The following is a 26,817-nucleotide window of genomic DNA, read 5'->3' as shown; positions in this document are numbered from 1 at the left end:
GGCCCACGCTGTGGGATGCTCGACGGATGGCACAGACTCCGTCCCGCGCGCCGTCCCGCCCCGAGGGGGCCGACCCAGCACTCGGAACCGAGATCGAGGTCGACATTAGCAACGTCGCCCACGGAGGCGTGTTCGTCGCCCGGCACGAGGGCCGCGTCGTCTTCGTCCCCGACGTCCTGCCGGGCGAGCGGGTGCGCGTGCGCGTCAGCGAGGTGAGGCACGCCAGCTTCTGGCGGGGCGAGGCGCTCGAAGTGCTCGAGGCGTCGCCGCACCGTGTCGACCACATCTGGCCCGAGGCCGGCCTCGACAGGAGGCCCGAGGAGAGGGTCGGGGGAGCCGAGTTCGGCCACATCGCCCTCGCCCATCAGCGGGCGCTGAAGCGCTTCGTGCTCGAGGACTCCTTCTCGCGCTTCGCCCACCGCGAGGTGAGCGTCGAGGTCTCGCCGGTGTTCGGCGACGACGACTCCGGCGGCCTCGGCTGGCGCACACGGAACCAGCTGCACGTCGACGACGACGGGCGGGTCGGTCCCTACGCCGCGCGCAGTCATCACGTCGTCACCGTCGACTCCCTGCCGCTCGCGACGGCCGCCTCGACGGCGGTCGCGCCCCTCGGTCAGCGCCTCGCTCCCGGATCGGTCGTCGACCTCGTCGACGCCGCAGGGTCGGAGGGGGCCGCCGTCCTCGTGCACGACCCCTCCGACAAGCGGGCTCGGAGGGATCGCACGGTCGTCACCGAGTTCGTCGCCGACCGCACCTTCCGCGTCGACCGCGCCGGGTTCTGGCAGGTGCACCGCGGCGCCGCGACCACCCTCTTCGACGCCGTGCAGGCGGGTGTCGACGCCGAGCTCACCGACCCGCGCTCCGCGAACCACGATCTCTACGGCGGTGTGGGGTTGCTCGCCGCGGCCCTGGCCGACCGTCTCGGCGCCGGTGTCCGGATCACGAGCGTCGAGAGCGACACGCGAGCCACCGAGCACGCGCTCGAGAACCTGGCCGACCAGCCCGGGGCCCGCGCTGTGACCGCCCGTGTCGACCGCTACCTCCGCGATGCGATCGCTCAGGCCGATGCGCGCGAGCGCGAGCGGTGGCGTGCGGCCACCGTGGTCCTCGATCCTCCGCGCTCCGGAGCGGGCCGCGCCGTCACCGACGCCCTGATCGAGCTGGCGCCCGCGCAGCTCCTCTACGTGGCCTGCGACCCCGTGGCGCTCGCCCGCGACGTCGGCTCGCTGACGGCGGGCGGCTACGAGCTCGAGCGCCTCGACGGCTTCGATCTCTTCCCGCACACCTCTCACGTCGAGGCGGTCGCGCGCCTCACCCGACGCCGGACGTGAGCGCCGCGTCGGTACGATGAATCCCGATGGAGTCGACGATGAGCACTGAGGCCCGCGTCCGAGTGGCGATCGTCGACGATCACGAATCGGTGCGTCTCGGCGTGGCCGCGGCGATCGAGAGCGCGGGGATGCACGTCGTCGCCGCCGCCGAGACCGTCGAGGCCCTCGAGGTGGTCCTGGGCGGCACTGAGATCGAGGTCCTCGTGCTCGACCTCTCACTCAACGACGGGTCGAGCATCACCGCGAACGTCAAGTGGGGGCAGGTCCGCGGCTCCGCCGTCCTGGTGCACAGCATCGCCGACCGCGTCGTCGCGGTGCGCGAGGCGCTCGCCGCGGGGGCGGCGGGAGTCATCCCGAAGTCGTCTCCGATGTCGATCGTCATCGCCGCGATCCGCACGGTCGCCCGCGGCGAGGTCCTGAACAACCTCGAGTGGGCCTCGGCCATCGACGCCGACGACGACTTCGCCCGGGCGGTCCTGGGCCGCCGCGAGCGCGATGTGCTGCACCTCTACGCCTCCGGTCTGCCGCTCAAGCTCGTCGCCGAGCGCCTGCAGATCTCGGTCTCGACGGCCAAGGAGTACCTCGACCGCATCCGCGACAAGTACGTCGAGATCGGGCGCCCCGCGCCGACCAAGGTCGACCTCCTCCGCCGCGCCGTCGAGGACGGCATCCTCCCCGGCATCGATCCGGACGACGGCGATGCCGGGCGCTGACGCCCTGCCCGCCCGCGCCCCGGCGAACAGGGAGCGCATCGACCGGATCATCTCCACCGTCGTCTCGTTCTTCGGCTTCGGTTTCGCGCTGCAGACCGTGCCGCCGATCCTCGGTCAGCTCTCCGATCTGCAGCCCGCAGTGGCGTGGCCGGTCCTCGCCCTGGTCTTCGGGGCGCTCGCCGCCTCGGTCGTCACCGCGGTCATCCGGCGGGGGATGCGCGTGACCGCCGTCCTGGTGGCGGCGGGTCTGCTCGTCGCCCTCGTCTCGTGGCCCTTCTCGGTCCTCCCGGACGCCGTCGTGCAGGACACGCCCTGGATCTGGTATCTGATGACCATCGGCACCGCGTTCTGCACGACCGTCGCGCCGCTGCGCGTCGCCATCGCCTACGCGATCACGACCCCGCTGCTGTTCGGGGTGCTCCGCGTCCTCCCCTCCGGGGGCGCGGCCGAGCCCACCCGGGCGATCCTCGATGCGTTCTACGTCGGCATCGTCGGCTTCGCGATGCTCGTCCTGATCACGGTGCTGAGACAGTCGGCCGATGAGGTCGACCGGGCCCAGACGACGGCGATGGAGCAGTACGAGGCGGCGATGCGGCAGCACGCGGGCGAGGTCGAGCGGGTCGAGGTCGACGCGCTCGTGCACGACAACGTCCTCGCGACGCTGCTGGCCGCCGCCACTGCGGAGTCGCCCGCCGAGCGCTCGCTGGTCTCGTCGATGGCGCGCCGTACCCTCTCCGTTCTGCTCCCCGAACGCGAGTCCGACGTGTCCGACGGGGATGTTCCCCTCGAGCTCGTCGAGCGCCAGCTGACCCACGCCGCCTCGACCTTCGCGGCCGATGTCCTGATCGAGATCGCGAGCGGAACCGATCCGCGGGTGAGCAGCGTGCCGCGCATCGTCGCGGAGGCGGTGCTCGGCGCCGTCTGGCAGGCGCTCACCAACAGCGTCCAGCACGCGGGACCGAGCGCCGACGTCCGCCGAGCGGTCCGCGGCGTGCTCGACGACGGCCTCGTGCGCGTGGTGGTCGAGGACGACGGCCGCGGCTTCGAGGTCGCGGAAGTGCCGCGCGAGCGCCTGGGCATCCGGCTGTCGATCCTCGAGCGCGTCCAGAACGCCGGAGGCGACGCCCGGGTCGACTCGGCGCCCGGCGCGGGCACCCGGGTCGTCATCACGTGGCCGCCGTCGGCCGAGCGGGGGAGCGCGTCGTGATCACCTACCCCCGCCCCCTCCTCCTCGCTCTCGGCGCGGGCTTCTCGCTCTACCACGTGGTCCTCGCGTTCTTCTCGTACCGGACCGCGCCGCCGAGCCCCGCCGATCTGCTCGCGGTCGCCCTCTACATCACCGCCACTGTCGTCGCCCTCTGGCCGGGTGGGGCGATCCGGATGCACGCGGTCGTCGCGCTCGCGATGACCGCCGTCGCCGTCGCGCTGCCCCTGCTCGTCGCTCCCTCGCTGGATCCCGGAGCGTCGAACGGCTACTCCACCTGGTACATCGCCGCCGTCGGGACGCTGATGACCATCGTCTGCGCGCGGAGGCGCTCGATCGCCGCATGGGCCGGGGTCGCCTTCCTCGTCGTCCACACGGCGGTCTGGGCGGGCCCGGTGGCGCTGGCGACGCTCGGCGTGGTCGGCGACATCGCCTGGGTGGGCATCGCGCACCTGCTGATCATCGAGCTCGGTCGCGCCAGCTCCGAGGCGCGCGTGCTCGAGGCGGCCGAGCGCGCCGCGGCGTCGTGGCGGGCGGCGGAGGAGGCGCACCTGAGCGAGCGCGAAGTGCGGTTGGAGCAGACCCGCGCGATCGCCTCCGGCATGCTGCGGCGGATCGCCACGAGCGGCTCGGAGCTGAGCGACGACGAGAGGCGGGAGTGCCGCCTCCTCGAGGCGTCGGTGCGCGACGAGATCCGTGGCCGTCGCCTCCTCGACGACGACGTGCGCCGGCTCGTGCTCGACGCCCGGCGGCGCGGTGTGACCGTCTCGGTGCTCGACGACGGCGGACTCGACCGCACCTCGGAGCAGGAGAGCGGCCGGGTCCTCAGCGAGCTCGCCCGGGCGCTCGGCGGTATCCGCGAGGGGGTCGACCGGATCGTCGTGCGCACCGCGTCGCCCGACTCCCCGTCGGCGGTCACCGTCGTCGGGCTCCGGACGGCGGGCGACGGCAGTGCGGGTGCACTGGGCTCGGACGACGCGGCGGACGAGGTCGACGCCTGGGTCGAGATCCGACGCGACGAGCACGCGCCCTCCGGCGCCTGAGCCTGCAAGCCTCGGCCTCTTTGGAGGCGGGTGAGACGGACTGGCCGACCGAGACGGACTGGTCGGCCGAGACGGACTGGTCGGCCGAGACGGACTGGTCGGCCGAGACGGACTGGCCGACCGAGACGGACTGGCCGACCGAGACGGACTGACCGGTTAAAAGAGAGCGGCGGGCCGTCCACTCCTCCGAAGAGGGGGCCCGGCCCGCCGTCAAACCCCGAGTGAGGGTGATAACCCGAATATCACCCTCACTCGCCCCCAAAACACCCGCCCGCTTACCCTGGTCGGCGAGTGATTGGCAGTGCCTCCTCCGAAGGGGAAGCACCGAACACGCATAATCATCCTCAGCGGGCGAGGATCCAGATAGTCGTCACTTTAGGGGACTAATCGGGGGACAAATCTCACGTTCGGACGCCGCCCGACGTCATCGGGGTACAAGAGAGCCCCGACGCGCACCATCACACACGCCCAGGGACGATGCGGAGCGTCAGCCGGAGAACGAGCGCCAGGCACCCGGAGCCGGAGCGAGCGGTGCGCGCACGGCCGACGAGCGGGCGTTCCAGCCACCCGAGACGGCCTCCGACGGCTCCTGCGGAGCGCTTGCCTGAGCGGCGAGCGCGGTCACGACGGCCGTGACGGCGGCGATCTGACGGGCGTCGAGACCCGGGGTCGAGATGACGACGTCGGGGGAGGAGTCCTGAGCGCTCATCCCGCGACGGTACCGCATCGCGGTGATGCCGTCCGAGCGCGGCCCTCGGGCGCTTCACGGCCGGGTGCCGACACGACGCCGTTATGCTGACGCCGGACGTCGCCGGAGCGGCGCCCTCCCGGGTTCGAACAGGAGCGCTCACCATGCCGTCGTGGTTCTCGAGGCGCGGCACCGCACTGGCCCGATCACTGCGATTCCTCGTCCGCCGGTCACCGGCGGCGGTCGCCACGACCCTCGTCCTGCTGCTCGCGAGTGCGGCGGCAGGGACGCTCTTCGGGCCTGCGAGCGCCGAGACCTCTGCCTGGTGGGCCGCGGGAGCCGGGACGACCCTCGACGGGCGTCCGTGGACGGCGGTGACGTCGCTCCTGATCTCCTCCGACCCCCTGCAGCTGCTGCTCGATGTGGTGCTCGTGCTCCCACTCGTCGCCGTGGCGGAGCGGCGGCTCGGGTCTCTCCGCACGATCGCGGCCTTCGTCGTGACGGGCGCGCTCGGCTCCGGCCTCGGCGCGCTGCTGCAGTCGCTCGGTGCCGCGGCCGGTGAGTGGTGGGCGAGCGATACGGTCGGCGACGCGACGTTCGACCCGCTGATCGGCGCCGTCGGAGCACTCCTCGTCTCGACGGCGTTCATGGGCGCGCTGTGGCGCCGCCGGCTGCGGGTCACGACCTTCTCGGTCGTCCTCATGTTCGTGCTCTACGCCGGTGACTCCGCCGACGTCTACCGCTTGATCGCGGGGGTGGCCGGTCTCGCTCTCGGTGCCGTCCTCGCGGGAGGACCGAGCGCTCTGCGCCCCGGCAGGCCCGCCAGGAGCTCGCACCGTGAGTCGCGCGCGCTGATCGCCGCGGTCGTCGCCGTGACGGCGATCGGCCCGCTGGTGGCAGTGCTCTCCGACTCCGGATACGGTCCCTTCTCGTTCCTGGGACGACTGCTGCAGAGCGCCTTCACCGGCACGGGCGACCTCGAGGATCCCTGCGGCCGGATGGTGCGCCACTGCACGCACCACGTGCGGCTCAGCCTCGTGTCGCCGGGGCCGATCGTCCTGACCTTCGTCCCCCTGCTTCTGCTGCTCGTCGCAGCGGTGGGCCTGCGCTCCGGGCGGCGGCTCGGCCTCGTCCTGGCGATCGGCGTCAACGCGGCGATCGCGGTCCTCGAGGTGTTCTCGCTGCAGCGGGCGGCCCGGCACTCCGACTTCCCCTACTACGCCGAGTACCTGCTCTGGGTCGCGACGACGGTCCTCGTCCCGCTCGCCGTGGTCGCGATGCTCGTCATCGGGCGCCGGCACTTCCCCCTCCGCGCCCCCCTCCGTGCGGCCCGGCGCTGGAGGAGGATCATCGGAACGGCGTTCGTGGTGGCCCTCGGCGGCTACCTCGCGCTCGCGGCGTCCTCCCGCACCAGCTTCGAGCCGGTGATCGGCATCGGCAGGCTGTTGCTGGACGGGCTCCTGCGCTTCGTCCCGGTGAGCTTCCTCGGCGGGTTCGGATTGATGGCGGTGCCCCGTGAACCGGTCGCCCGCCTGGTCTTCGAGTGGGTCGGGCCCGTGTTCTGGCTCCTCGTCGTCATCGCCGTCCTCTCGCTCCTCCGGGCGACCGACGTCCAGCGGGTGCGCGGCGACGAGGCCCGCTACCGGGCCCTGCTCGCCCGCTACGGCGCCGGGAGCCTCGGACACCAGGGCACGTGGCAGGGCAACGAGCACTGGATCGCGGCCGACGGCGAGGGCGGCGTCGCCTACCGGGTGATCGGCGGAGTCGCGATCACGCTCTCGGACCCCGCCTGCGCGCCCGAGCGTCGAGCCGAGGTCGTCGCCGGCTTCGTCCGGTTCTGCGACGAGCGGAGCTGGACGCCGGTCTTCTACAGCGTCCACGACGAGCTTCTGCCCGTCTTCGACGCACTCGGCTGGTCGCGGATCTCGGTGGGCGAGGAGACGATCATCGAGCTGGCGGGCTTCGAGCTGACGGGCAAGCAGTGGCAGAAGGTGCGCTACCCGCTCAACCGCGGGATCAAGCTCGGCATCGAGGCCGTCTGGACGAGCTGGCCCGAGCTCTCGCTCGGCATGGCGAACCAGATCGTCGACCTGTCCGAGCGCTGGGTGGCCGAGAAGGCGCTGCCCGAGATGGGCTTCACGCTCGGCGGGATGGACGAGATCCGCGACGCCGATGTCGCACTGCTGCTCGCCGTCGGCCCCGATGGGGTGCTGCAGGGCGTCACGAGCTGGCTCCCCGTCCACCGCGACGGCCGGGTCGTCGGCTGGACGCTCGACTTCATGCGCCGCTCCGATGACGCGATGCCCGGCATCATGGAGTTCCTGATCGCCTCGGCAGCCCTGCACGCCCAAGGGGAGGGTGCCGAGATGCTCTCGCTGTCCGGTGCCCCGCTCGCGGTCGCGCCGGTCGAGGAGGGGCAGCAGCCGCCGGAGCCGACCGTGCTCTCGCGCCTGCTCGAGTTCCTCGCGAGGACGCTGGAGCCCGCCTACGGCTTCACGTCGCTCTTCCGCTTCAAGGCGAAGTTCCACCCGCGTTACGCGGGACTGTGGATGGCGTACCCCGACGCCCTGCAGCTGCCGCGGATCGGTGCCGCCCTGGGGCGCGCCTACCTGCCCGATGTGTCGGCGCGGGAGGCTCTCGCCTTCGCCCGCGCGCTCGGTGCCCGGCCCGACGAGCCGGCGCCCGCTCCCGCGAAGACGGCCTAGAGCCGCAGCTCGCCGCGCAGGACGCGACCCGCGACGACTGTGAGAGCCGTCGAGGTCGACCGTGCGTGGCCTCGGAGGACGTCGAACGCCTCCTCGGTACTGATGTCGAGCGAGTACGCGACGGCGCCCTTCGCCTGCTCGATGACCACGCGGCTGTCGAGGGCGCGCTGCAGCTGACTCCGCACGAGGTCGCTCTCCTCCAGTGCGCGCTGGTGCAGGATCCCGATCGTCGCCACATCGGCGAACGCCTGCACGACGGCGACGTCCTCGGCAGCGAGGAGGCCCGGAGTCGAGCCGAACAGGTTGAGCGAGCCGATGCACTCGCTCCGGAGCCGCAGCGGGACGCAGTGGACGGAGCGCAGACCGAGCTCGAGCGCTCGATCGCGGAATCGCGCCCACTCCGGCGGCGCCTCGCGGACGTCGGCGACGACGACCGCTTCGCCGGTGTGGAGGCACTCCATGCAGGGGCCGGCGTCCTCGCGCAGCTGCAGGAGCCCGATCAGGCGGGAGTCCTCATCGGTGGACGCGAGCACCTCGGCCACGCCGTGCGCGTCGCGCAGGAGGAGGCCCGCCGAGGCGGCCTCGAACAGCGAGGCGCTCCGGTCGACGAGGGTCTGCACGAGCTCGACGGTGTCGTAGTCGTCGACGAGGGTGTCGGAGAGCGTCACGAAGGTCTCGATGAGATCGTGCTCACGGGCGCGGGCAGTCATGATATCGATCCTAGGTTTCGAGGGGCGGAGGTGGGAATCCCGAGCGGCGATCGGCGATCTCCTCGGCGAGATCGGCGACGGTGCGGCCGAGCGCCCGGAGCAGCAGGAGTGCGTCGCCCGGCGAGCACTTTCCTCGGCGGACAGAGCCGGCGCGATGGCGCTTCGCGCACGTCGTCCACGAGAACGGGGAGCCGGCTGCGGACGGCGTCCCGACCGGGCCCCTCGCCGGGATCGAGCTGGATCTCGTCGGGGCGCGCGGCCACCCGATCGCTCGCGACGACGGTCTCGGGGGTGGACGATGTCCCCGTCCTCGAGATCGCGACGCCACTGACGGGGAAGGCCGGCAGAGAGGAGGTGCGGAGCGCGAGGCGTCGATCTGCATCGATCCCCCGTTCCCCGCGCCGGCGAGCGCTCAGCGAGGCCTCACGCCGGCAGCCCCGCGCCGGTGCCCTCCGGGAGTGCGCCGGTGCCCCGGGTGGGCACGGCATCGCGGTCAGAGCGGGATGTTGCCGTGCTTCTTCGCCGGGAGGTTCGCCCGCTTGGTCCGCAGCGCCCGCAGCGCCTTGATCACCGAGACGCGGGTGGCCGACGGCTCGATCACTCCGTCGAGCTCGCCGCGCTCGGCCGCGAGGAACGGGCTCGCCACGTTGTACGTGTACTCGTTCGCGAGCCTGGTGCGCACCGCGGCGACGTCCTCGCCCGCCTCCTCGGCCTTGCGGATCTCGCCGCGGTAGAGGATGTTGACGGCGCCCTGACCGCCCATGACGGCGATCTCGGCGGTGGGCCACGCCAGGTTGATGTCGGCTCCGAGCTGCTTCGAGCCCATCACGATGTACGCGCCGCCGTAGGCCTTGCGCAGGATGACGGTGACCAGCGGGACGGTGGCCTCGGCGTAGGCGTAGAGCAGCTTCGCACCGCGGCGGATGACGCCGGTCCACTCCTGATCGGTGCCCGGGAGGTAGCCGGGGACGTCGACCAGGGTGAGGATCGGGATCGAGAACGCGTCGCAGAACCGGACGAACCGGGAGGCCTTCTCTCCCGCCTCGATGTTGAGGGTGCCGGCCATCGCGCTGGGCTGGTTGGCGATGATGCCGACGGAGCGTCCCTCCACCCGGCCGAAGCCGATGACGATGTTCGGCGCGAACAGGGGCTGCACCTCGAGGAAGTCGCCCTCGTCGACGACGTGCTCGATCACGACTCGCATGTCGTACGGCTGGTTCGGGCTGTCCGGGATGATCGTGTCGAGGAAGCGGTCGGCGTCGGTGGTCTCGAGGTCGACCTGCTCGCTGTCGAAGACGGGGGCCTGCGAGAGGTTGTTGTCCGGGAGGAACGAGAGGAGCGTCCGCGCGTAGTCGAGCGCGTCGTTCTCGTCGCTCGCGAGGTAGTGCGAGACGCCCGAGATCTTGTTGTGCGTGAGCGCGCCGCCGAGCTCCTCCATGCCGACGTCCTCGCCGGTGACGGTCTTGATCACGTCGGGGCCCGTGACGAACATCTGGCTGGTCTTGTCGACCATGATCACGAAGTCGGTGAGGGCGGGGGAGTAGACAGCGCCGCCGGCCGCCGGGCCGCAGATGATCGAGATCTGGGGGATGACGCCGCTCGCCGCGGTGTTGCGGCGGAAGATCTCGCCGTACTTGCCGAGCGCGACGACGCCCTCCTGGATCCGGGCTCCGCCGGAGTCGAGGATGCCGATGATCGGCACGCCGGTCTTCAGCGCCAGATCCATGACCTTGATGATCTTCTCGCCGGCGACCTCGCCGAGCGAGCCGCCGAAGATCGTGAAGTCCTGCGAGTACACGGCGACCTGACGGCCGTGGATGGTGCCGGTGCCGGTGACGACCGCGTCGCCGTAGGGCCGCTTCTTCTCCATGCCGAACGCGTGGGTGCGGTGGCGGACGAACTCGTCGAGCTCGACGAACGATCCCGGGTCGAGGAGGGTGTCGATGCGCTCGCGCGCCGTCATCTTGCCCTTGGCGTGCTGCTTCTCGATCGCGGCCTCGCCGCTGGCGGTGACCGCCTCGTGATAGCGGGCCTTGAGATCCGCGATCTTCCCTGCGGTCGTGTACAGATCGGGCGCGGGACGTTCGATGTTCGCGGTCACTCGCTCACCTTACCGGCGGGGGTGGGGGCACCCCCCTTGTCGTACCCGCACAGGGACGGGCGGCACGAACGAGAGGATGGGCACAACACGAGCGGCACCGGTGGCCTCTCGACGACGCCCGGTACCGTGGCCGGATGCAGCTGCCGCTCTCCCGCTCCGTCTCTCCGCAGGTCCTCTGGCTCGAGAGCGCCGGTTCGACGAACGACGAGCTGCGCGAGCGCGCCTCCTCCGGCGCCGCCGCCTGGCCGCACCTGTCGGTGGTCGCCACCGACGACCAGCGCGCGGGCCGGGGCCGCCTCGGCCGCGTCTGGCAGGCCCCTCCCGGCCGGACCCTCGCGGCGTCGACCCTCGTCGATGCGTCGGGCCTCCCCTCGGCCGCCCTCGGCTGGCTGCCGCTGCTCGCGGGCGCGGCCCTCGCAGGCGCCCTCGCGCCGCTCGTCGACGTTCCCGTGAGCGTCAAGTGGCCCAACGACGTGCTGCTCGAGGGCCGCAAGGTCGCCGGGATCCTCGCCGAGCGCCTCGCCGACGGCCGCGTGGTCGTCGGGACCGGGGTGAACCTCATCCTGGGCGAGGAGGAGCTGCCGGTGCCGACCGCGACCTCGCTCGCGCTCGCCGGATCCCGGGAGACGGGGGCCGACGCCGTGCTCGCCGCGTTCCTCACCGAGTTCCAGGCGCTGCTCGCTCCCATCCTCTCCCTCGGCGACGCGGAGGCATCCGGAGCGGCCTCGGTCGTGCGGTCGCGGTGCGCGACGCTCGGCCGCCCGGTCCGCGTCGAGCTCCCCGACGGCGGCACCGCGGAGGGGACCGCCGTCGACATCGACGGCGACGGCCGCCTCGTGGTCGAGCAGGGCGGGGCGCGCCGCTCCTTCTCCTCCGGCGACGTCACCCACCTCCGGCAGTGACGGTGCACCGGTGACCGACAGGGCGCGGGACCTCGCCCGCCTCACCCCGCGGGCGCGCACGGCGTTCGCGCCGGTCGTCGGGTTCCTCCTGCTGACCTGGGCGGGCTTCTACTTCGCCGCGCAGTTCGAGCTCGACGTGCAGCGCTGGATCATCGCGCTGGGCACCGCCGTCCTCGTGACCCTGCTCTGCGTGCCCGGGATCGCCCGCTGGGCCGGCATCCGCTACCGCATCACCGCCGACGGGCTGCGCGCCCGCCGCGGTCTGCTCCGCGTGCGTCGGGCCGAGCTGGTCTTCGACCCGCGGATGACCGTGAGCATCACCCGGAGTCTCTCGCAGCGGATCGCGCGCTGCGCCGACGTGACGATCGAGCAGGGAGGCGCGGAGGTGTTCGTGCTCCGCGACCTCCCCGATCCGGAGCTGGCCGCCGACGTCCTGCGCGCGGCGATCGCGGCGGCGCCCGCCCCCGAGTGGCCGCCTCCGGCCGAGTGAGCCGCACCGGCCCGCCGGTACCATGGAGCCGCCCGTGCGGACGGGCGGAGAGAGAGGAACGCCATGCGCGTCGGCGTGATCGGAGGCGGCCAGCTCGCCCGGATGATGATCCCCGCGGCGGTCGAGCTCGGCATCGAGATCGCGGTCCTGGCCGAGGGCGAGGGCGCCTCCGCGGAGCTCGCCGCGACCGTGGTCGGCGACTACCGCGACGAGGCGACGGTGCTCGCCTTCGCCGAGACGGTCGACGTCGTGACGTTCGACCACGAGCACGTCCCGCAGCCCATCCTGCGCGAGCTCGTCGCCCGGGGAGTCGAGGTGCACCCCGGCCCCGATGCTCTGCTCTACGCGCAGGACAAGCTGCTCATGCGCCGTCGCCTCAGCGACATCGGCATCCCCGTGCCCGACTGGGCCGAGGTCGCGAACGCCGACGAGCTCGCCGCGTTCCTCGACGACCACGGCGGACGCGCCGTCGTCAAGACGGCCCGCGGCGGCTACGACGGCAAGGGCGTGCGCGTCATCCACGGACCGCGCGAGGCCGACGACTGGTTCCAGGCGCTCGCCGAGGACGGTCGGGGCGGCGCCCTGCTCGTCGAGGAGCTCGTCGACTTCCGCCGCGAGCTGGCCCAGCTCGTCGCCCGTCGCCCGTCCGGCGAGACGATCCTCTGGCCCGTCGTCGAATCGGTCCAGCGCGACGGAGTGTGCGCCGAGGTGTTCGCGCCGGCCCCCGCCTCCGCCGGTCGCGTCGCCGCCACCGCAGCCGAGATCGCCGAGACGATCGCCGAGCGGCTGGGCGTCACCGGGGTGCTCGCCGTCGAGCTCTTCGAGACGACCGACGACCGCATCCTGGTCAACGAGCTCGCGATGCGACCGCACAACAGCGGGCACTGGACGATGGACGGATCGACCACCTCCCAGTTCGAGCAGCACCTGCGCGCCGTGCTCGATCTGCCCCTCGGAGCGACCGGATGCCGCGACCCCTGGACCGTCATGGTGAACGTGCTCGGCGGGCCGGTGGGCGAGTCGTTGACCGACCGCTACCCGCGCGTCCTGGCGGAGCACCCGGCGGTGAAGGTGCACAACTACGGCAAGGAGCCTCGCCCCGGGCGGAAGGTCGGGCACGTCAACGCGACGGGCGACGAGCTCGACCTCGTCGTCTACGAGGCGCGTGCCGCGGCGGCCCTTCTCACGGACTGACACGTAGCATGGGGGCCGTGACGAGCCAGACGACCTCCCCTGCCCGCGCCCTCGGAGACCTCGCGTGAGCGGGCACGTGGGAGAGGGCACGCCGCTGGTGGGCCTGGTGATGGGGTCGGACTCCGACTGGTCGGTCATGCAGGCGGCCTCGACGACGCTCTCCGAGTTCGGGGTCGCGCACGAGGTCCGCGTGGTCTCGGCGCACCGCACTCCGCAGGCGATGATCGACTACGGTCGCGGCGCGCACGCGCGCGGCCTCAAGGTCGTCATCGCCGGCGCCGGAGGAGCCGCCCACCTCCCCGGGATGCTCGCGGCCGTCACCTCCCTGCCGGTCGTCGGCGTGCCGGTGCCCCTCGCGCGGCTCGACGGACTCGACTCCCTCCTCTCGATCGTGCAGATGCCGGCCGGTGTGCCCGTGGCCACCGTCTCGATCGGCGGCGCGCGCAACGCGGGCCTGCTCGCGGTGAAGATCCTCGCGACCGCCGACGCGTCGCTCACACAGAAGCTCGACGACTTCGCGGCCGACCTCGAGACCCAGGTCGCCGCGAAGAACGATGCACTGGTGGCGAGCCTGTGACGGCGATGACCCTGCCGCTGCGTCATCCGGATGTCCGCTCGCGCTCGTTCATGACGCGCCGGGCGTGGTGGCTCCTCCTCGGCAACTTCCTCGTCCCGGGCTCCGCCCAGGTCCTCGCGGGCAATCGGCGGCTCGGCCGCCTCGGCCTCGGCTTCACGCTCGGCCTCTGGGTCGCGCTGCTGGTGGCGGTCCTGCTCTACTTCGTCTTCCCGACCGGCCTCTACACGCTGGTCACCTTCGACCTGTCGATGCTCGCGCTGCAGGCGGCGCTCGTGATCTACGCGGTGGTGTGGCTGGTCCTCACGCTCGACACGCTCCGGCTGATCAAGGTAGTCCGGGTCCGCCCGCGGATGCGGGGAGTGCTCGCCTTCGCCACGATCGCGCTGATGGCGGTCTCGGTCGGCACCGCCGGCTACGGCACCTACCTCGTCGGAGTCACCCGCGGCACGCTCTCGTCGATCTTCGGCGGCGGCGCGATCGAGGCTCCGATCGACGGCCGCTACAACGTGATGCTGCTCGGCGGAGACGCGGGGGAGGACCGCGACGGTCTGCGCCCCGACAGCATCTCCGTCGTGAGCATCGACGCGTCCTCCGGTGAGGCCTCGATCATCGGGGTCTCGCGCGAGTTCGTCGACTTCCCCTTCCCCGAGGACAGCCCGATGCACGAGCTGTACCCCGACGGTTACAACACCGACAACTGCAACGTCGACGTCTGCAAGCTCAACTCCGTCTACACCGAGGTGGAGCTGAAGGACTCGGACCTCTACCCGGACGCCGTCGCCGCCGGCAGCGAGCCCGGCATCGAGGCGACGCGGGACGCGGTCGAGGGCATCCTCGGTCTGAAGATCCAGTACTACGCGCTGATCGACATGGAGGGCTTCGCCCAGCTGATCGATGCGCTCGGCGGCGTCGACATCGACTACCAGGGCACCGAGCCCCTGCCGCTCGGCGGGCTCCCCGACTCCTCCGGTGAGATGCAGGGCGTCAACCAGTGGATCGACCCCGGTCAGTACCACTTCAACGGCGAGCAGGCCCTCGCCTACGCGCGCTCGCGGTACACGACCAGCGACTACGACCGCATGGCGCGCCAGCGGCAGGTGCAGGAGGCGCTGCTCGCCCAGTTCGAGCCCGCGAACGTCCTCGCCAAGTTCCAGGACGTCGCCGCAGCCGGGTCGCAGGTCATCAAGACCGACGTGCCGCAGGGGATGCTCGGATACTTCGTCCAGCTGGGTCTCAAGACGAAGTCGCAGCCGGTGAAGGCGATCGAGCTGGTGCCGCCGGCCGTCGATCCCGAGGACCCCGACTACGACGTCGTGCACTCCATGGTGCAGGACGGCCTGTTCCCCGACTCCGCCGCGCAGTAGACGCCGTCGGGCGAACGGCTTCCCCGACGGGTGCTACAGGTCGGCGTGCAGCGCCCAGACGCGCTCGGCCGAGTCGCGCCAGCTGAAGGCGCGGGAGCGGTCGCGACCGGCGACGGCCAGTCGCTCGCGGAGGCCGGGGTCGCCGAGCACGCTGCTCATCGCGAGAGCCAGCCGCTCGGGGTAGTCCTTCGCGTCCGCGCGCTCCACCGCGACTCCGGCGTCGGAGGCGACCTCGAGCAGCGCCGGGTCGTCGGAGTGGACGACCGGCACGCCGAAGTGCATCGCCTCGAGCACGGGCAGGCCGAAGCCCTCGGCGATGCTCGGGTAGACGAAGAGCGTGGCGCGGTCGAGCACGACCGCGAGATCGGCGTCGCTGAGCACGCCCAGCGCGCGCACGCGGTGCTCGTCCAGGCCCTGCTCGTCGGCGACGGAGGCGATGTCGAGTTCTCCCCATCCGGTCGGGCCGACGATGAGCAGCGGGATCTCGGGGGCCGACGCTCCGCCGAACGCGGTGATCAGCGAGACGAGCCCCTTGCGCGGCTCGAGCGTGCCGACGCTCAGCACGTACTCGGCGGGCAGAGCGAGTGCCTCGGCGCGCGCGTCGGCGTCGTCGGGCAGGACGAGGGACGAGCCGACCGCTCCTCCGATGACGCGCAGCCGGTCGCCGAAGTCGAGGACCTGCGAGAGCTGCTGGGCGACCGCGTGGGTCGGCACGACGACGGCGTCAGCGTACTTGCGGGCCCGCTTGGCCATCGCCCGGTGCCACTTCGCGCCGTGCGGGGTCAGGGTCTCCGGATGCGTCCACGGCACCGTGTCGTGGATCGTGACGGCGATCTGCTCGCCCTCGCGGCCCTCGTGGTTGCGCAGCGGCGCGAACAGGCTCGGCGCGTGCATCATCCCGCCGCCGGTGGGGATGCCGATGCCGTACTGCCACGTGCGCGAGAGCTCGCGGCGACCGAGGTGCAGGCGGTGGATCCTCGCGAGACCGGGGAGCCGGAGCCGCAGCTCCTCCTCCTTCTCGGGCGGGTGGGCCGAGACGACGGCCTCGACCTCGCAGTCGCGGGGGGCGGTGCGGATGAGCTCGCGCGTGAGCTCCTCCGTGTACCGGCCGATCCCGCCCGGCACCCGCGCCAGCATCTGGTCGACGACGACCCGGAGCGTGGTCGTCACGGGGTGATCGCCTCGAGCGGGGCCGCGGCGAGGGCATCCTGCCAGGAGCGCAGCGGAGCCAGACCCGCGGCGGCCCAGGCGTCGTGCCCGAGCACCGAGTAGGCGGGGCGCGGGGCCGGGCGGACGAAGCTGCCGCTGTCGGTCGGGCGGATCCGCTCGGGATCCAGGCCCGCCTTCTCGAAGACGGCGCGAGCGAAGCCGAGCCAGGTCGTCTCTCCGGCGTTGGTGCCGTGGTAGACGCCGGCGGGGGCGCCGGAGTCGACGAGCTCGACCAGTCGCGCGGCGAGGTCCGTGGTCCAGGTGGGCTGGCCGCGCTGATCGTCCACAACCGAGAGCGTCTCGTGCGAGCCGGCGAGGCGCACCATGGTCTTCGCGAAGTTGGCGCCGTGCGCGCCGTAGAGCCAGGCCGTACGGACGACGTAGCCGCGGTCGGGGTTCGCCGCGAGGACGAGCTCCTCGCCCTCGGCCTTGGTGCGGCCGTAGGCCGAGATCGGCTCGCGCGGGTGCGACTCGGCGTAGGGGCTCGTGGCGGAGCCGTCGAAGACGTAGTCGGTCGAGACCTGGACGATCGCCGCGCCCGCCTCCGCCGCTGCGAGGGCGAGGTTGCCGGCACCCACCGCGTTGACGCGGCGCGCCTCCTGCTCATCGCTCTCAGCATCGTCGACGCGGGTGTAGGCGGCGCAGTTCAGCACGGCGTCGTGACCCGCGACGGCCGCGCGCACCGCGTCGAGGTCGGTGACGTCGAGGTCGCGGCGGGCGAGGGCCGTGAAAGGGCGGTCGCCGAGGACGGTGCGGAGGTCGGTGCCGAGCATGCCGGAGGCGCCCGTGATGAGGAAGGTCACCGCTTCATCATGCCGGAGCCGTGCGGACGGCGGGCGCTGGCGCACCGGCCCGGATGATGGGCGCCGGGCGACTGCGCGAAACACGCCCTGGTTACACTGGCGACCGTGCAGATCAGAGAGCTCGGTATCCCCGACGTGTACGAGGTCACCCCGCGGCAGTTCCCCGACGACCGGGGGGTGTTCTACGAGTTCTACCGCTTCGACCACCTCGCCGAGAAGGTCGGCCACCCGCTGTCGCTGCGGCAGGGCAACACCTCCGTGTCCAAGCGCGGCACCGTGCGCGGCATCCACTTCGCGCAGATCCCGCCGTCGCAGGCGAAGTACGTGTCGTGCTTCTCGGGCGCCGTGCTCGACTACGTGATCGATGTGCGCGTCGGCTCGCCGACCTTCGGTCAGTGGGAGTCGATCCTGCTCGACGACGTCGACCGCCGCTCCGTCTACATCGCCGAGGGCATCGCCCACGCCTTCGTCGCGCTCACCGAGGGAGCCGTCGTCTCCTACCTCGTGAACGCGACCTTCGATCCGGTGCGCGAGAAGGGCATCGACCCGCTCGACGAGCAGATCGGCCTGCGCTTCCCGGAGGAGGCGGGCGAGCTGCTGCTCTCGCCGAAGGACACGGATGCGCCGACGCTGGCCGAGGCCGAGGCGGCGGGCATCCTGCCGACCTGGGACCAGGCGCGGGCGTTCTACGCCGAGCTGGACGGGGATCGGTCGTGAAGGGGATCATTCTGGCGGGTGGTTCGGGGTCGCGGTTGTGGCCGATCACGAAGGGCATCTCGAAGCAGTTGATGCCGATCTACGACAAGCCGNTCGTGAAGGGGATCATTCTGGCGGGTGGTTCGGGGTCGCGGTTGTGGCCGATCACGAAGGGCATCTCGAAGCAGTTGATGCCGATCTACGACAAGCCGATGGTGTACTACCCGTTGTCGACGTTGATGATGGCGGGGATCGATGAGGTGTTGGTGATCACGACTCCGGAGTACAACGATCAGTTCCGGTCGCTGCTGGGTGATGGGTCGTCGTTGGGGATGTCGATCTCGTATGCGGTGCAGGAGTCGCCGGACGGGTTGGCGCAGGCGTTCCTGATCGGTGAGGAGTTCATCGGCGACGACTCGCGTCCCTCGCACCCGAGGCCGTGCCCTCCTCGACGCTCGGCGCCGAGGTCGAGGCGGTCGAGCTGCCCTATGTCGTGTTGCAGTACGGCCCCGACGAGCTGGAGNTTCCGGTCGCTGCTGGGTGATGGGTCGTCGTTGGGGATGTCGATCTCGTATGCGGTGCAGGAGTCGCCGGACGGGTTGGCGCAGGCGTTCCTGATCGGTGAGGAGTTCATCGGCGACGACTCGGTGGCGTTGGTGCTGGGGGACAACATCTTCCACGGGACGGCGTTGGGGACGGCGTTGGCGGCGAACACGGACATCACGGGGGCGGTGATCTTCGCGTATCAGGTCGCGGATCCGCGGGCGTACGGGGTGGTGGAGTTCGATGGGGACTTCCATGCGCTGTCGATCGAGGAGAAGCCGGCGGCTCCGAAGAGCAACTACGCGGTGCCGGGGCTGTACTTCTACGACAACGAGGTGGTGGCGATCGCGAAGACGATCGAGCCGTCGGCGCGGGGCGAGCTGGAGATCTCGACGGTGAACGAGCGGTATCTGGAGGCGGGTGCGTTGAACGTGCAGGTCCTGGATCGGGGCACGGCGTGGTTGGACACGGGGACGTTCGACTCGATGATCGAGGCGACGGAGTTCGTGCGGGTCATCGAGCAGCGTCAGGGGTTCAAGATCGGCTGCATCGAGGAGATCGCCTGGCGCAACGACTGGATCGACGACGCCCAGCTCGCCGCCCTCGCCGCACCGCTCGTGAAGAGCGGCTACGGCGCCTACCTCAACCGACTGCTCGAACTCGGTCGCTGAGCACTCAGCGGTGCGGGCGGAGCCGCATCAGCGCGACCCGGGCGCCGAGCCCGACGCGCACGGCCGCCCGCACCGGCGCCTGGTACCAGGCCCCGTACTTCTGTGCGAGGTAGAGGTACGCGCTGCGGTGATGGACCGCCAGCATCCGCGCCGACGCGAGGCGGGTCGAGTGGCCGCCGAGGTGCGAGACGACGGCGTCGGCGAGGTAGACGTTCGTCCAGCCGAGGCGGCCGAGGGAGTCGCCGAGCTGGACGTCCTCGAAGTACATGAAGTAGCGCTCGTCGAAGCCGCCGATCTGCTCGAACGCGGTGCGGCGCACCATCACGCACGCACCCGAGAGCCAGCCCGCCGTCATGCTGCCGTGCTCGAGCGTCTCGACGGCCCGCGACTGCCGGTAGCGCCTCGACCACGGGTTGCCCGGCCAGACGTGCGCGAGGAGCGCGTGGCCGATTCCCGTCCCGAGCGAGGGCAGGGCCCGCGCCGACGGGTAGATGGTGCCGTCGGAGTCGAGGATCCGCGGACCGATCGAGCCGATGCCGGCGTCGGTCGTCGCCGCCTGGTACAGGGCATCGATCGAGCCGGGCAGGAACACCGTGTCGGGGTTGGTCACCAGGATCCACTCGTACTCGGGTCCGAGCCGGTCGACCGCGTAGTTGACGGCCTTGCCGTAGCCGAGGTTCTCGCCGGTCTCGTGGAAGACCACGTGGGGCAGCCGCTCCACGACCGTTCGCACCGAGTCGTCGGTGGTGGCGTTGTCGACGACCACGATGCGGACGTCGTGCTCGGTCGCCTCCGGGACCGACTCGAGGCAGGCGCGGAGCACCTCGCCCGAGAAGTGGGTGACGACGACGACCGCGATGGGCAACGTCGAGCGGGCGATGAGAGCCTCCGGGAGTGCGGCGTCGACGGGCGGGGGCCGTCGGAAGAACTCGTCGAGGCTAGCACGCAGCTCCGCGGGCGTCTCGAGCGGTGGCAGCGGCTCAGAGGGAGGCGGGCTCGACCTGATCGACGAGGGCGTCCCGCTCGGCGGAGACGGCGACCGGCCGCTTGAAGACGACGAATCGGTAGAGGCAGAAGTTCCAGACCAGGCCGACCAGGACTGCGACGGCCTTCGCGGAGTTGATCGCCAGGAACGCGTTCTCGCCCGCGCTCGGGAGGAAGAGGAGCGAGGTGCCGAAGCGGGTGTCGAAGAACATCTCGAAGCCGTAGATGATCAGTGACTGCAGCACCAGCGAGCTGAATCCGGTGACGAGGAAGAACTGGGCGAACGTCCGCAGGGTGGGCCGCTCGGGGTGCCGGAAGACGAAGAGGTGGTTGAGGAAGTAGGAGATCGAGATCCCGATCGTCACCGAGACGACGTTCGCGACCAGGGTCGGCAGGCCGACCAGGAGGGACAGAGCGTTCAGGACGACGAAGTCGAGTGCGGTGTTCAACGAGCCGGCGACGAGGAACCGCGCCTTCTCCGACTCGAGCCATCGCACCGATGCAGTTCGACGTGCCACGGATCCTCCTGTTGCCGATGTCCGCTCGATCGAGCACGACCTCGACGACGCTAGGGGTCCCGTCTGAACGAGAGGTCTCGTGGCGGGTCCCCAACCTGAGAGAGGCGGTCGCGACAACCAGCGCGCGGTCGACCTCGATCGCAGGTCGGCGCTGATACTCTGCGACCGCCCGTCGCGCGTCGCGTGATCCGTCCTCAGCTTTGAATTGGCCCTCTATGCTCTCCCTGACGATCGTCACCCCCACCTACAACGAAGCGGACAACATCGGCGAACTGCTGCGCCGGATCGCGGCCGTCGCCGCCGACAACCCCGACGTGCGCGTCCGCTCGGTGATCGTGGACGACTCGTCCCCCGACGGCACCGCCGCCAAGGCGCGGGCGGTCGGCGAGCCGCTCACGACGGCCACCTTCTCGGTCTCGGTCCTCGAGAGGACCGTGAAGGAGGGGCTCGGCGCGGCCTACATCTGGTCGTTCGCGCGGATCCTGGAGGCGGAGGACAGCCCGGACTACATCCTCTCGATGGACGCCGATCTCTCGCACGACCCGAGCTACGTCTCCGACTTCCTCCGCGAGGTGCGAGGAGGCGCCGATTTCGTCGTCGCCTCGCGCTACATCCCGGGGGGCGGGACGCCCGACTGGACGCTGGACCGCAAGATCCTCAGCCGCGGCGGCAACATCTACACCCGCCTGTTCCTCGGTTCCGGGCTCACGGACTGGACCGGCGGCTACAACCTGTTCAGCGCCGAGCTCCTGCGCCGCATCCACTTCGAGACGGTGGACGCGACCGGCTACGGATTCCAGATCGCGCTGAAGCACCGCGCCCTCCGCGCCGCGAAGAAGGCGGTGGAGATCCCGATCGTCTTCCTCGACCGCACGGAGGGGACCTCGAAGATCCCTGGGAACACGATGGTCCGCAGCCTGCTGCTCGTCCTCCGCATCCGGTTCGGGCGCACCGGGAAGCGGTGACGGCCCGCGCGAAGGGTCGCGGGAGGGCCCTGCTCACCGAGTCGGCCGGCCTGGTCGCAGTGATCGCGTCGACCGTGCTCGTCCTCGGTCACCTGGTCGCGGCACCGTGGGGGGAGTACCTGCTCAGCGACGGAGACTCGCTCGCCCTGCCCCTCCTCCTCCAGTCGCTGCAGCAGGGCGACCCGTTCCAGTGGGTGATGACGAGCCAGCTCCTCGTGTTCCCCGAGCTGCCGCTCTACCTGATCAGCACAGGCCTCGCAGGCGGTTCGGTCCAGGGTTCGCTGGTCGTCAACGCGGTCGTCAACATGGTCGTCTTCTACGCGGGCCTGCGCTGGCTGGCCGCCGGGGTCCTCGCCGGCCGGTCCCGATCGCTGCGCGTGGCCGCACCGGTGGCCGCCACGGCGACTCTGCTCCTCCTGGCGGCGACGGAGGGACGCGGTCTGATCAACAGCGGCGCCTTCGCGAGCGGGATCCTGCTCACCACCTACTACTCCGGCGTCGTCCTGGCGGCGGTGTTCTGCCTCGCGATCATGAGCGACGTCACGGGAGGCTTCGGCGCGACGGCGATCCCCGGCACTCGGCGCCGCCTCGTCGGCCTGGTCGCGATCCTCGCGGTCGGCGCGGCGGCGACGGTCTCCAATCCGCTGTTCGCCCTGCAGTTCAGCGCTCCGGCTGTGGTGACGATCGGGCTGCTGCTGGTGCTCGCCCGAGTGCGCCCCCGGACCGCGGGCGCTCTGGCCGGCGTCCTCCTCCTCGGCGCGGCGGTCGGCCTGATCGCCCGCCTGCCCGCTCAGCGCCTCATCGCCGTCGAGGCCTCGACGTACCTCCACCTCGAGCGCGCCGGAGCCGCCGTCGACGGATTCATCCTGCAGATGCGGGTGGTCGGATCCGCGGGCAGCGGCAAGATCGAGCTCGCTGTCGTCGCCCTCCTGATCGTCTGCGCGGCCGCGACCGTGGTGGTGGCCATCGCGACGCAGACCCGAGCGCCGGGGAGGCTCTCCGTCTCGACGGCCGGCACCGCCGTCGCGCTGTTCGTCCTGGTCGCCTCGGTGTCGCTGCTCCTCGGAGTCGTGGTGACGGGCAGCCTGGTGAGCAGGTACCTGCTCCCGCTCGCCGCGTTCCCGGTCCTCCTCGTCGTCCCTCTCGCGGGCGATTTCGTTCCCCGTGGTCTCGGTGCCCGCTTCCGAGGCTCGAGGCCCGCCTGGATCGGTGCCGGCGCGCCACTCGCGGTCGCGCTCACGGCCGCTGTCGTCGCCGTGCTGCTCGCAGCGCCTCCCGTCGCCGCGGCCTCGGAGCGCGCGGGCTCGACGCCCGAGAGCCGGTGCCTCGAGGACTGGCTCGGCGGCAGGACGCTCGCGGGAGTCGGCTCGTTCTGGACGACCCGGCCCCTCGACCTCTACGCGGCGGCGTCGACCGACGTGCAGCAGGTGAACTTCGATTTCAGCGCGCAGCTCTGGATGAACAACATCGCCGACTACCGGGGCAAGAGCTTCTCGTACGTCCTCGTCGATCACGAACCGGACTGGTCGGTCCTCGCGCGGGGGACTCTGGGCGAACCGGGCAGCGTCACGGCGTGCCCGACCTTCGACATCTACGACTACGCGGGGACGGATGGTCGGGCCGTCCTCGACCGCATCGTGTCCGAGAGCATCGAGAAGGCGAGTGACGACCGTGGGTACTGACGTGGACGCACCCCGGAGCAGGAGGACGGCACTGCGTCGCGCGGCGCGGGAAGCGGCGTGGGCGGCGGGTGCCGGCGTCGTCAGTGTCATCGGGGCCGTCGTCGCGCTCGGCATCACCCCCGCGGTGCTCGGGCGGCGCTGGAGCGCCGGGGGCGACGACCAGATCCTGCACTACACGCTCTTCCGCAGTGCCACGCAGGCGTTCCCGTTCTCGGTGAACGGAGCGCTGGGCTTCCCTGACGGCCTCAACGCGTTCTTCACCGCCCAGTTCGACATCGCCTCCGCGGTGGTCGTCGCGTTGCTCGGCCTGGTGATCCGCGACGGATTCGTGCTGCTCAACGTCTTCTACCTGCTCGGCTTCGTCGCCGTCGCCGTCGCGGGCTACGCCTTCTTCCGGTGCCTAGGGACCTCTCCCGGGGTCGCCGCCGTCGTCGCGGTCGTGCTGAGCCTCGCGCCCTACCACTTCCTCCGGATCGGCGCCGGGCACGCCTTCCTCGCCAACTACTGGGCGATCCCGCTCCTCGGCATTCTGCTGCTCTGCGCCGGCGGGGAGCGGACGGACCCGTTCCACCGGTGGATCTCCCGGGCATCGGGCGCCGCGCGGATCCGGCGCCGACTGCTGCCGACCGTCGTCCTGCCGCTGCTGATCGCGAGCTCCGGAGGCTACTACTACGTCTTCAGCGTGATCGTGCTCGGGGGCGTCCTCCTCTGCGGCGTCGTCGCGTCGCTCGCCTCGGGGTCGCGTCTGCGCAGCGTCCTCGGCCGAGCCGCCCCGTTCTCGGTGCTCTGCGCCGCCGTGGCCGTCGAGCTGGTCGCCCTCTCGGCCGATTGGGGCGGCCGTTACGCTCCGTACTTCGAGAGCCGCGGGCTCGGCGAGTCCGAGAACTTCGCCGGCAAGGTCCTCCCGCTCTTCCTGCCGTGGCTCGGCACCAGGATCCCGAAGCTCGGTGCCCTGACGAACATCTACAACAATGCGACCGCGGTCATCAAGACCACCGAGCCGCCGGGGATGCCCGTGCTCGCCATCGTGGGTCTGGTCCTGCTGCTGGTCGCGCTCCCGCTGATCGCGATGGCGGGGGCACGGGCGCTCCGGGCGACGGCGTTCGGGCGCCTCGTCGCGGACGACCGGATCCGCGTGCTGGCGGTGGCGGCGCTCTGGACCCTTCTGTTCTACGTCGTCACGGGATTCGGGATAGCGGTCGCCCTCATCGCCGGCACGACGGTCCGCGCGTGGTCGCGGCTCTCGATCGTGCTGATCCTCCTCGCGCTCGGTGCGGTCGCACTCCTGCTCGAACGGATCGGTCGCCGCAGCCTCCGAGCCGGCGCACTGGCCCTCGTCGGCATCGTCGTCGTCCTCGACCAGCTGGCGGGCGTGGGGGCGACGGTGCCCCTGTCTCCTGCGCAGGACGACGAGATGTCGACGTTCGTCGAGGACGCCGATACCGCGCTCCCGGACGGCTGCGGCGTGGTGCAGCTCCCCCTGAAGAGCTTCCCCGACAGCGGGTCGATCGGGGCGATGGGCGATTACGACCCTGCGCTGCCCTACCTCTACACAGAGGGAGAGGACCTGCGCTGGAGCTACGGCTCCGTCGAGGGGACGCCGGGCTTCGATGTCCTCGACGACAGCGGCGATCCGGAGGCGTTCGCCGCGTCCGTGCTGCGCAGCGGTGCGTGCGCGGTCTCGGTCGACACCGCGGCCTACTCCGAGCAGGAGGGGGCCTGGTACGACGAGGTGACCGCCGTCTCCGGGAGCCTCGAGCCGATCACCCGCTCCGCCTCGGGGCGATGGCTCCTCTTCGAGGTGGACCGACCCGGTCGGTGACCGGGCCGCGCGCCTCAGCCGACGCGGAAGAACAGGTAGCGGTGGGCGTCGTCCTCCGACTGGATCACCGGGGTGGTGGCACTCGTGGCGGCTGCGACGTACGCGGACCAGGTCGCCGTGTCCGCGCCGAACGCCGCCTGGTCGACGAGGATGCCGCAGGCGCCGCTCGCGTCGACCGCCTCGCCGAACTGCTCCGCGGTCGTGACCTCCGCCCAGTAGTCCGCCGACCGGGTGCCGGTGACAGCGCCGTAGGACCAGCGGAGGGTGCTGTCGTCCGAGCTGAACAGGTAGGGCAGAGCCTCGTCGTAGTCGCCCATCCCTCCTACAGCGCCGGCCTCGGGGAAGCCGTGGAGCGGGAGCTGGACGATCCCGCAGCCGGGGGCGAACTCCGACTCCGCCTCGGACACGGCCGCTCGCAGCGCCGCGTCGTCGCTGGGCGCGAGGTCTGCTCCGACGCTGACTCCGCCGAGCTGATCGACGCCGGCCACCAGCGCGAGGACGATCAGAGTGACGAGCGTCGCGAGGCGAGCGCGGAGGACCGTGTCGAGCAGTACCGCGAGGAACATCAGGGCGACGGTGGAGAGCACGACCGACAAGCGGACCCACGCTCGGATCTCACCGGTGACCACAGCGGCGAAGATGTACCCCAGACCCCCGACGACGAAGAACAGGAGTCCCCAGAGGTACACGGCGGACAGGACCTTGGCGCGCTCGTCGTCGAGGAACCGCGCGACGCCGTTCTCGGCCGTGGCGCCGCTCGCATGCAGCGGCGCGAGGAGCCTGACGAGGATGAAGAGCACGATCAGGATCATCGCGATCGCGGCGATCAGCGGGGTGCCGGTCGGCTCCGCGGTCGGGGAGACGGTCGTGGTCTGCTGGTACATCCGCGAGAGCTCAGCCAGCGGGCCGAATCCCGAGCCGTCCCAGGGGAGGAGCAGACTCGTGATCTTGCCGCTGTGCTGCTCGGACTGGAACGGCAGCCTCTCGGCGAAGTAGGACGCGTAGCGCTCGCCGAAGTCCAGCGAGAGCAGCGCGAGTTGAGCCCCGACGAAGGCGACGAGGAAGAGCACCGTCAGGGCCGGCCAGACGAGGTCACGCCATCCCGAGCGTCGGATCAGCGCTGAGATCGCCCGGAGCGCGACGATCCCGCCGAGGATGATGCAGCCGAAGACGAAGTAGTACGAGCTCGAGATCGAGAGACCGAAGGTCAGGGCGAGCAACGGGAGCGCACGGCGGACGACGCGTCGTCGAGGTGTGGTGGCGCGGGACACCCACTCGGCGAACGGATCGAGCGTCGGCGATGCGACCGTCAGGATGAGGATCCCGAGCAGCGCGACGCCCCAGTACATCCCGACGAAGGCGTGCCCGAGTGCGATCCGCTCGAAGTGGTACGGCATCAGCGCGAAGACGAGGGCGAGGAGCACCGCGATCGTTCGCCGCACCCGCAGGGCGCGGAAGAGGTAGTAGCCCGCGATACCGGCCAGCACGAAGCCGGAGAGCTGGAACACGTTCAGGAGGAGGATCGGATCCCGGAGGACCAGCGAGAGCGCGGAGAGCACGCCGATCGACTCGAAGTCGAAGATCGGAGTGAACCACTGGTTCTGCGTCCCGGGGAAGCCCATCGCGGGGTTCGGCAGGAACAGCGTCCAATCCTTGGCGCCGGCGGCCACGAGGTAGTGGGCGACCATGTCGCCCGTCGCACCTGACGTCCAGCGGCGTCCGAGATCGGCGGGGGAGAGCCTCAGCGCGATCAGTGCGGCGACGAGGGCGATCACTCCGACGCCGACCGCGCAGGCGAGGTCGATCAGCGCATCGCGGCGCCGGTGTGCCGGGGTCCTCGCCGCCGGCCGGGCATCGATCGTGGTCGTGTGTCGGAGGGTCTGGCTCATGGGATCTCTCGTC

Annotated in this window: 23 protein-coding genes and 3 pseudogenes; 18 read left to right on the top strand and 8 right to left on the bottom strand. The window is 71.3% G+C overall.

What is annotated here, in order from left to right; genetic code table 11:
- Positions 1 to 26: 26 nt before the first annotated feature.
- Genes ASG06_RS19020 through ASG06_RS20620 form a run of 5 tightly spaced genes read left to right on the top strand, consistent with a single transcriptional unit; the run spans position 27 to position 4,443 of the window.
- Positions 27 to 1,331: a class I SAM-dependent RNA methyltransferase gene (locus ASG06_RS19020; RefSeq protein WP_082499375.1), complete on the top strand. Its 1,305-nt coding sequence runs from the start codon at positions 27 to 29 to the stop codon at positions 1,329 to 1,331.
- Between the two features lie 38 nt (positions 1,332 to 1,369).
- Positions 1,370 to 2,044 carry a response regulator transcription factor gene (locus tag ASG06_RS19015; RefSeq protein ID WP_056045570.1) on the top strand — a complete coding sequence of 225 codons (675 nt, stop codon included), beginning with the start codon at positions 1,370 to 1,372 and terminating at the stop codon, positions 2,042 to 2,044.
- On the top strand, positions 2,031 to 3,251 hold the full coding sequence (locus tag ASG06_RS19010; protein WP_056045340.1) for an ATP-binding protein: 1,221 nt from the start codon (positions 2,031 to 2,033) through the stop codon (positions 3,249 to 3,251). The genes ASG06_RS19015 and ASG06_RS19010 overlap by 14 nt, the downstream gene beginning before the upstream one ends.
- Positions 3,248 to 4,291, top strand: a complete 1,044-nt coding sequence (locus ASG06_RS19005; protein WP_056045567.1) for a hypothetical protein — start codon at positions 3,248 to 3,250, stop codon at positions 4,289 to 4,291. The genes ASG06_RS19010 and ASG06_RS19005 overlap by 4 nt, the downstream gene beginning before the upstream one ends.
- Before the next feature lie 20 nt (positions 4,292 to 4,311).
- Positions 4,312 to 4,443 (top strand): hypothetical protein, encoded by a 132-nt coding sequence (locus tag ASG06_RS20620; protein WP_268788347.1) that lies wholly within the window; start codon positions 4,312 to 4,314, stop codon positions 4,441 to 4,443.
- 335 nt (positions 4,444 to 4,778) lie between these two features.
- Here ASG06_RS20620 and ASG06_RS19000 read toward each other — a convergent pair whose 3' ends face one another.
- A complete protein-coding gene (locus ASG06_RS19000) occupies positions 4,779 to 5,000 on the bottom strand; it encodes an acyl-CoA carboxylase subunit epsilon (RefSeq protein WP_056045337.1) in 222 nt (73 codons plus the stop codon).
- 143 nt (positions 5,001 to 5,143) lie between these two features.
- Here ASG06_RS19000 and ASG06_RS18995 point away from each other — a divergent pair, with 143 nt between their 5' ends.
- Positions 5,144 to 7,684 (top strand): bifunctional lysylphosphatidylglycerol flippase/synthetase MprF, encoded by a 2,541-nt coding sequence (locus ASG06_RS18995; protein WP_056045335.1) that lies wholly within the window; start codon positions 5,144 to 5,146, stop codon positions 7,682 to 7,684.
- Here ASG06_RS18995 and ASG06_RS18990 read toward each other — a convergent pair.
- Together ASG06_RS18990 and ASG06_RS18985 are read right to left on the bottom strand one after the other, a co-directional pair.
- Positions 7,681 to 8,394 (bottom strand): GAF and ANTAR domain-containing protein, encoded by a 714-nt coding sequence (locus tag ASG06_RS18990; RefSeq protein ID WP_056045332.1) that lies wholly within the window; start codon positions 8,392 to 8,394, stop codon positions 7,681 to 7,683. The two genes, ASG06_RS18995 and ASG06_RS18990, sit on opposite strands and share 4 nt — an antisense overlap.
- A gap of 493 nt (positions 8,395 to 8,887) precedes the next feature.
- On the bottom strand, positions 8,888 to 10,495 hold the full coding sequence (locus ASG06_RS18985) for an acyl-CoA carboxylase subunit beta (RefSeq protein ID WP_056045329.1): 1,608 nt from the start codon (positions 10,493 to 10,495) through the stop codon (positions 8,888 to 8,890).
- A 134-nt stretch (positions 10,496 to 10,629) separates the two neighbouring features.
- On the opposite strand from ASG06_RS18985, the gene ASG06_RS18980 reads away from it, so the two are divergent.
- The 5 genes and pseudogenes from ASG06_RS18980 to ASG06_RS18960 all read left to right on the top strand — a co-directional run bounded on the left by ASG06_RS18980 (position 10,630) and on the right by ASG06_RS18960 (position 15,022).
- A complete protein-coding gene (locus ASG06_RS18980) occupies positions 10,630 to 11,397 on the top strand; it encodes a biotin--[acetyl-CoA-carboxylase] ligase (protein WP_056045326.1) in 768 nt (255 codons plus the stop codon).
- Between the two features lie 10 nt (positions 11,398 to 11,407).
- Complete coding sequence (locus ASG06_RS18975) at positions 11,408 to 11,887, top strand: PH domain-containing protein (RefSeq protein ID WP_056045323.1); 480 nt, start codon at positions 11,408 to 11,410, stop codon at positions 11,885 to 11,887.
- Between the two features lie 60 nt (positions 11,888 to 11,947).
- A pseudogene (locus tag ASG06_RS18970) lies at positions 11,948 to 13,081 on the top strand (5-(carboxyamino)imidazole ribonucleotide synthase); the annotation flags it as partial.
- A gap of 109 nt (positions 13,082 to 13,190) precedes the next feature.
- Entirely contained in the window at positions 13,191 to 13,658 is a 468-nt protein-coding gene (gene purE, locus ASG06_RS18965; protein ID WP_197409475.1) for a 5-(carboxyamino)imidazole ribonucleotide mutase, read from the top strand.
- Positions 13,659 to 13,663: 5 nt separating this feature from the next.
- The gene (locus tag ASG06_RS18960) at positions 13,664 to 15,022 is read left to right on the top strand and encodes an LCP family protein (protein ID WP_056045558.1); all 1,359 of its coding nucleotides are present in this window, start codon (positions 13,664 to 13,666) and stop codon (positions 15,020 to 15,022) included.
- A gap of 33 nt (positions 15,023 to 15,055) precedes the next feature.
- On the opposite strand, the gene ASG06_RS18955 is transcribed toward ASG06_RS18960, so the two are convergent.
- Together ASG06_RS18955 and rfbD are read right to left on the bottom strand one after the other, a co-directional pair.
- On the bottom strand, positions 15,056 to 16,192 hold the full coding sequence (locus ASG06_RS18955) for a glycosyltransferase family 4 protein (RefSeq protein WP_231727853.1): 1,137 nt from the start codon (positions 16,190 to 16,192) through the stop codon (positions 15,056 to 15,058).
- Positions 16,189 to 17,034: a dTDP-4-dehydrorhamnose reductase gene (rfbD, locus tag ASG06_RS18950; protein ID WP_156466037.1), complete on the bottom strand. Its 846-nt coding sequence runs from the start codon at positions 17,032 to 17,034 to the stop codon at positions 16,189 to 16,191. Before rfbD ends, ASG06_RS18955 begins: the two co-directional genes overlap by 4 nt.
- Positions 17,035 to 17,139: 105 nt before the next feature.
- On the opposite strand from rfbD, the gene ASG06_RS18945 reads away from it, so the two are divergent.
- The 4 genes and pseudogenes from ASG06_RS18945 to ASG06_RS20540 all read left to right on the top strand — a co-directional run.
- Positions 17,140 to 17,751 (top strand): dTDP-4-dehydrorhamnose 3,5-epimerase family protein, encoded by a 612-nt coding sequence (locus ASG06_RS18945; protein WP_056045320.1) that lies wholly within the window; start codon positions 17,140 to 17,142, stop codon positions 17,749 to 17,751.
- Positions 17,748 to 17,843: pseudogene (locus tag ASG06_RS20710) on the top strand (sugar phosphate nucleotidyltransferase); the annotation flags it as partial. The gene ASG06_RS18945 and the pseudogene ASG06_RS20710, both read left to right, overlap by 4 nt.
- Before the next feature lie 3 nt (positions 17,844 to 17,846).
- Positions 17,847 to 18,149: pseudogene (locus ASG06_RS20545) on the top strand (sugar phosphate nucleotidyltransferase); the annotation flags it as partial.
- 105 nt (positions 18,150 to 18,254) lie between these two features.
- Positions 18,255 to 18,944 (top strand): sugar nucleotidyltransferase (locus ASG06_RS20540; RefSeq protein WP_056045549.1); only part of this gene is annotated, 690 nt, incomplete at its 5' end.
- Positions 18,945 to 18,948: 4 nt separating this feature from the next.
- Here the strand turns inward: ASG06_RS20540 and ASG06_RS18930 are convergent.
- On the bottom strand, positions 18,949 to 19,809 hold the full coding sequence (locus ASG06_RS18930) for a glycosyltransferase family 2 protein (protein ID WP_231727851.1): 861 nt from the start codon (positions 19,807 to 19,809) through the stop codon (positions 18,949 to 18,951).
- A 115-nt stretch (positions 19,810 to 19,924) separates the two neighbouring features.
- Positions 19,925 to 20,446, bottom strand: coding sequence for a GtrA family protein (locus tag ASG06_RS18925; RefSeq protein WP_231727850.1), 522 nt, complete (start codon positions 20,444 to 20,446; stop codon positions 19,925 to 19,927).
- Positions 20,447 to 20,661: 215 nt separating this feature from the next.
- On the opposite strand from ASG06_RS18925, the gene ASG06_RS18920 reads away from it, so the two are divergent.
- From ASG06_RS18920 to ASG06_RS18910, 3 genes are read left to right on the top strand one after another with little or no spacing between them, the layout of a single operon-like run.
- Complete coding sequence (locus tag ASG06_RS18920) at positions 20,662 to 21,411, top strand: polyprenol monophosphomannose synthase (RefSeq protein ID WP_056045309.1); 750 nt, start codon at positions 20,662 to 20,664, stop codon at positions 21,409 to 21,411.
- Entirely contained in the window at positions 21,408 to 23,093 is a 1,686-nt protein-coding gene (locus ASG06_RS18915) for a hypothetical protein (RefSeq protein WP_056045306.1), read from the top strand. Before ASG06_RS18920 ends, ASG06_RS18915 begins: the two co-directional genes overlap by 4 nt.
- Entirely contained in the window at positions 23,083 to 24,915 is a 1,833-nt protein-coding gene (locus ASG06_RS18910; protein WP_231727848.1) for a hypothetical protein, read from the top strand. Before ASG06_RS18915 ends, ASG06_RS18910 begins: the two co-directional genes overlap by 11 nt.
- 14 nt (positions 24,916 to 24,929) lie before the next feature.
- Here ASG06_RS18910 and ASG06_RS18905 read toward each other — a convergent pair whose 3' ends face one another.
- Positions 24,930 to 26,804 carry a hypothetical protein gene (locus tag ASG06_RS18905; RefSeq protein WP_056045301.1) on the bottom strand — a complete coding sequence of 625 codons (1,875 nt, stop codon included), beginning with the start codon at positions 26,802 to 26,804 and terminating at the stop codon, positions 24,930 to 24,932.
- Positions 26,805 to 26,817: the final 13 nt, after the last annotated feature.

This window comes from Rathayibacter sp. Leaf185 (assembly GCF_001423885.1).
Lineage (GTDB): Bacteria > Actinomycetota > Actinomycetes > Actinomycetales > Microbacteriaceae > Rathayibacter.
This window is presented reverse-complemented; position numbering and strand designations above follow the sequence as displayed.

Excerpts from the sequence above, each read along its gene's own strand:
- ASG06_RS19020 (WP_082499375.1), top strand. The coding sequence starts at position 27 with ATGGCACAGACTCCGTCCCGCGCGCCGTCCCGCCCCGAGGGGGCCGAC.
- ASG06_RS19015 (WP_056045570.1), top strand. The coding sequence starts at position 1,370 with ATGAGCACTGAGGCCCGCGTCCGAGTGGCGATCGTCGACGATCACGAA.
- ASG06_RS19010 (WP_056045340.1), top strand. The coding sequence starts at position 2,031 with ATGCCGGGCGCTGACGCCCTGCCCGCCCGCGCCCCGGCGAACAGGGAG.
- ASG06_RS19000 (WP_056045337.1), bottom strand. The coding sequence starts at position 5,000 with ATGAGCGCTCAGGACTCCTCCCCCGACGTCGTCATCTCGACCCCGGGT.
- ASG06_RS18995 (WP_056045335.1), top strand. The coding sequence starts at position 5,144 with ATGCCGTCGTGGTTCTCGAGGCGCGGCACCGCACTGGCCCGATCACTG.
- ASG06_RS18990 (WP_056045332.1), bottom strand. The coding sequence starts at position 8,394 with ATGACTGCCCGCGCCCGTGAGCACGATCTCATCGAGACCTTCGTGACG.
- ASG06_RS18980 (WP_056045326.1), top strand. The coding sequence starts at position 10,630 with ATGCAGCTGCCGCTCTCCCGCTCCGTCTCTCCGCAGGTCCTCTGGCTC.
- purE (WP_197409475.1), top strand. The coding sequence starts at position 13,191 with ATGGGGTCGGACTCCGACTGGTCGGTCATGCAGGCGGCCTCGACGACG.
- ASG06_RS18960 (WP_056045558.1), top strand. The coding sequence starts at position 13,664 with ATGACCCTGCCGCTGCGTCATCCGGATGTCCGCTCGCGCTCGTTCATG.
- ASG06_RS18920 (WP_056045309.1), top strand. The coding sequence starts at position 20,662 with ATGCTCTCCCTGACGATCGTCACCCCCACCTACAACGAAGCGGACAAC.
- ASG06_RS18905 (WP_056045301.1), bottom strand. The coding sequence starts at position 26,804 with ATGAGCCAGACCCTCCGACACACGACCACGATCGATGCCCGGCCGGCG.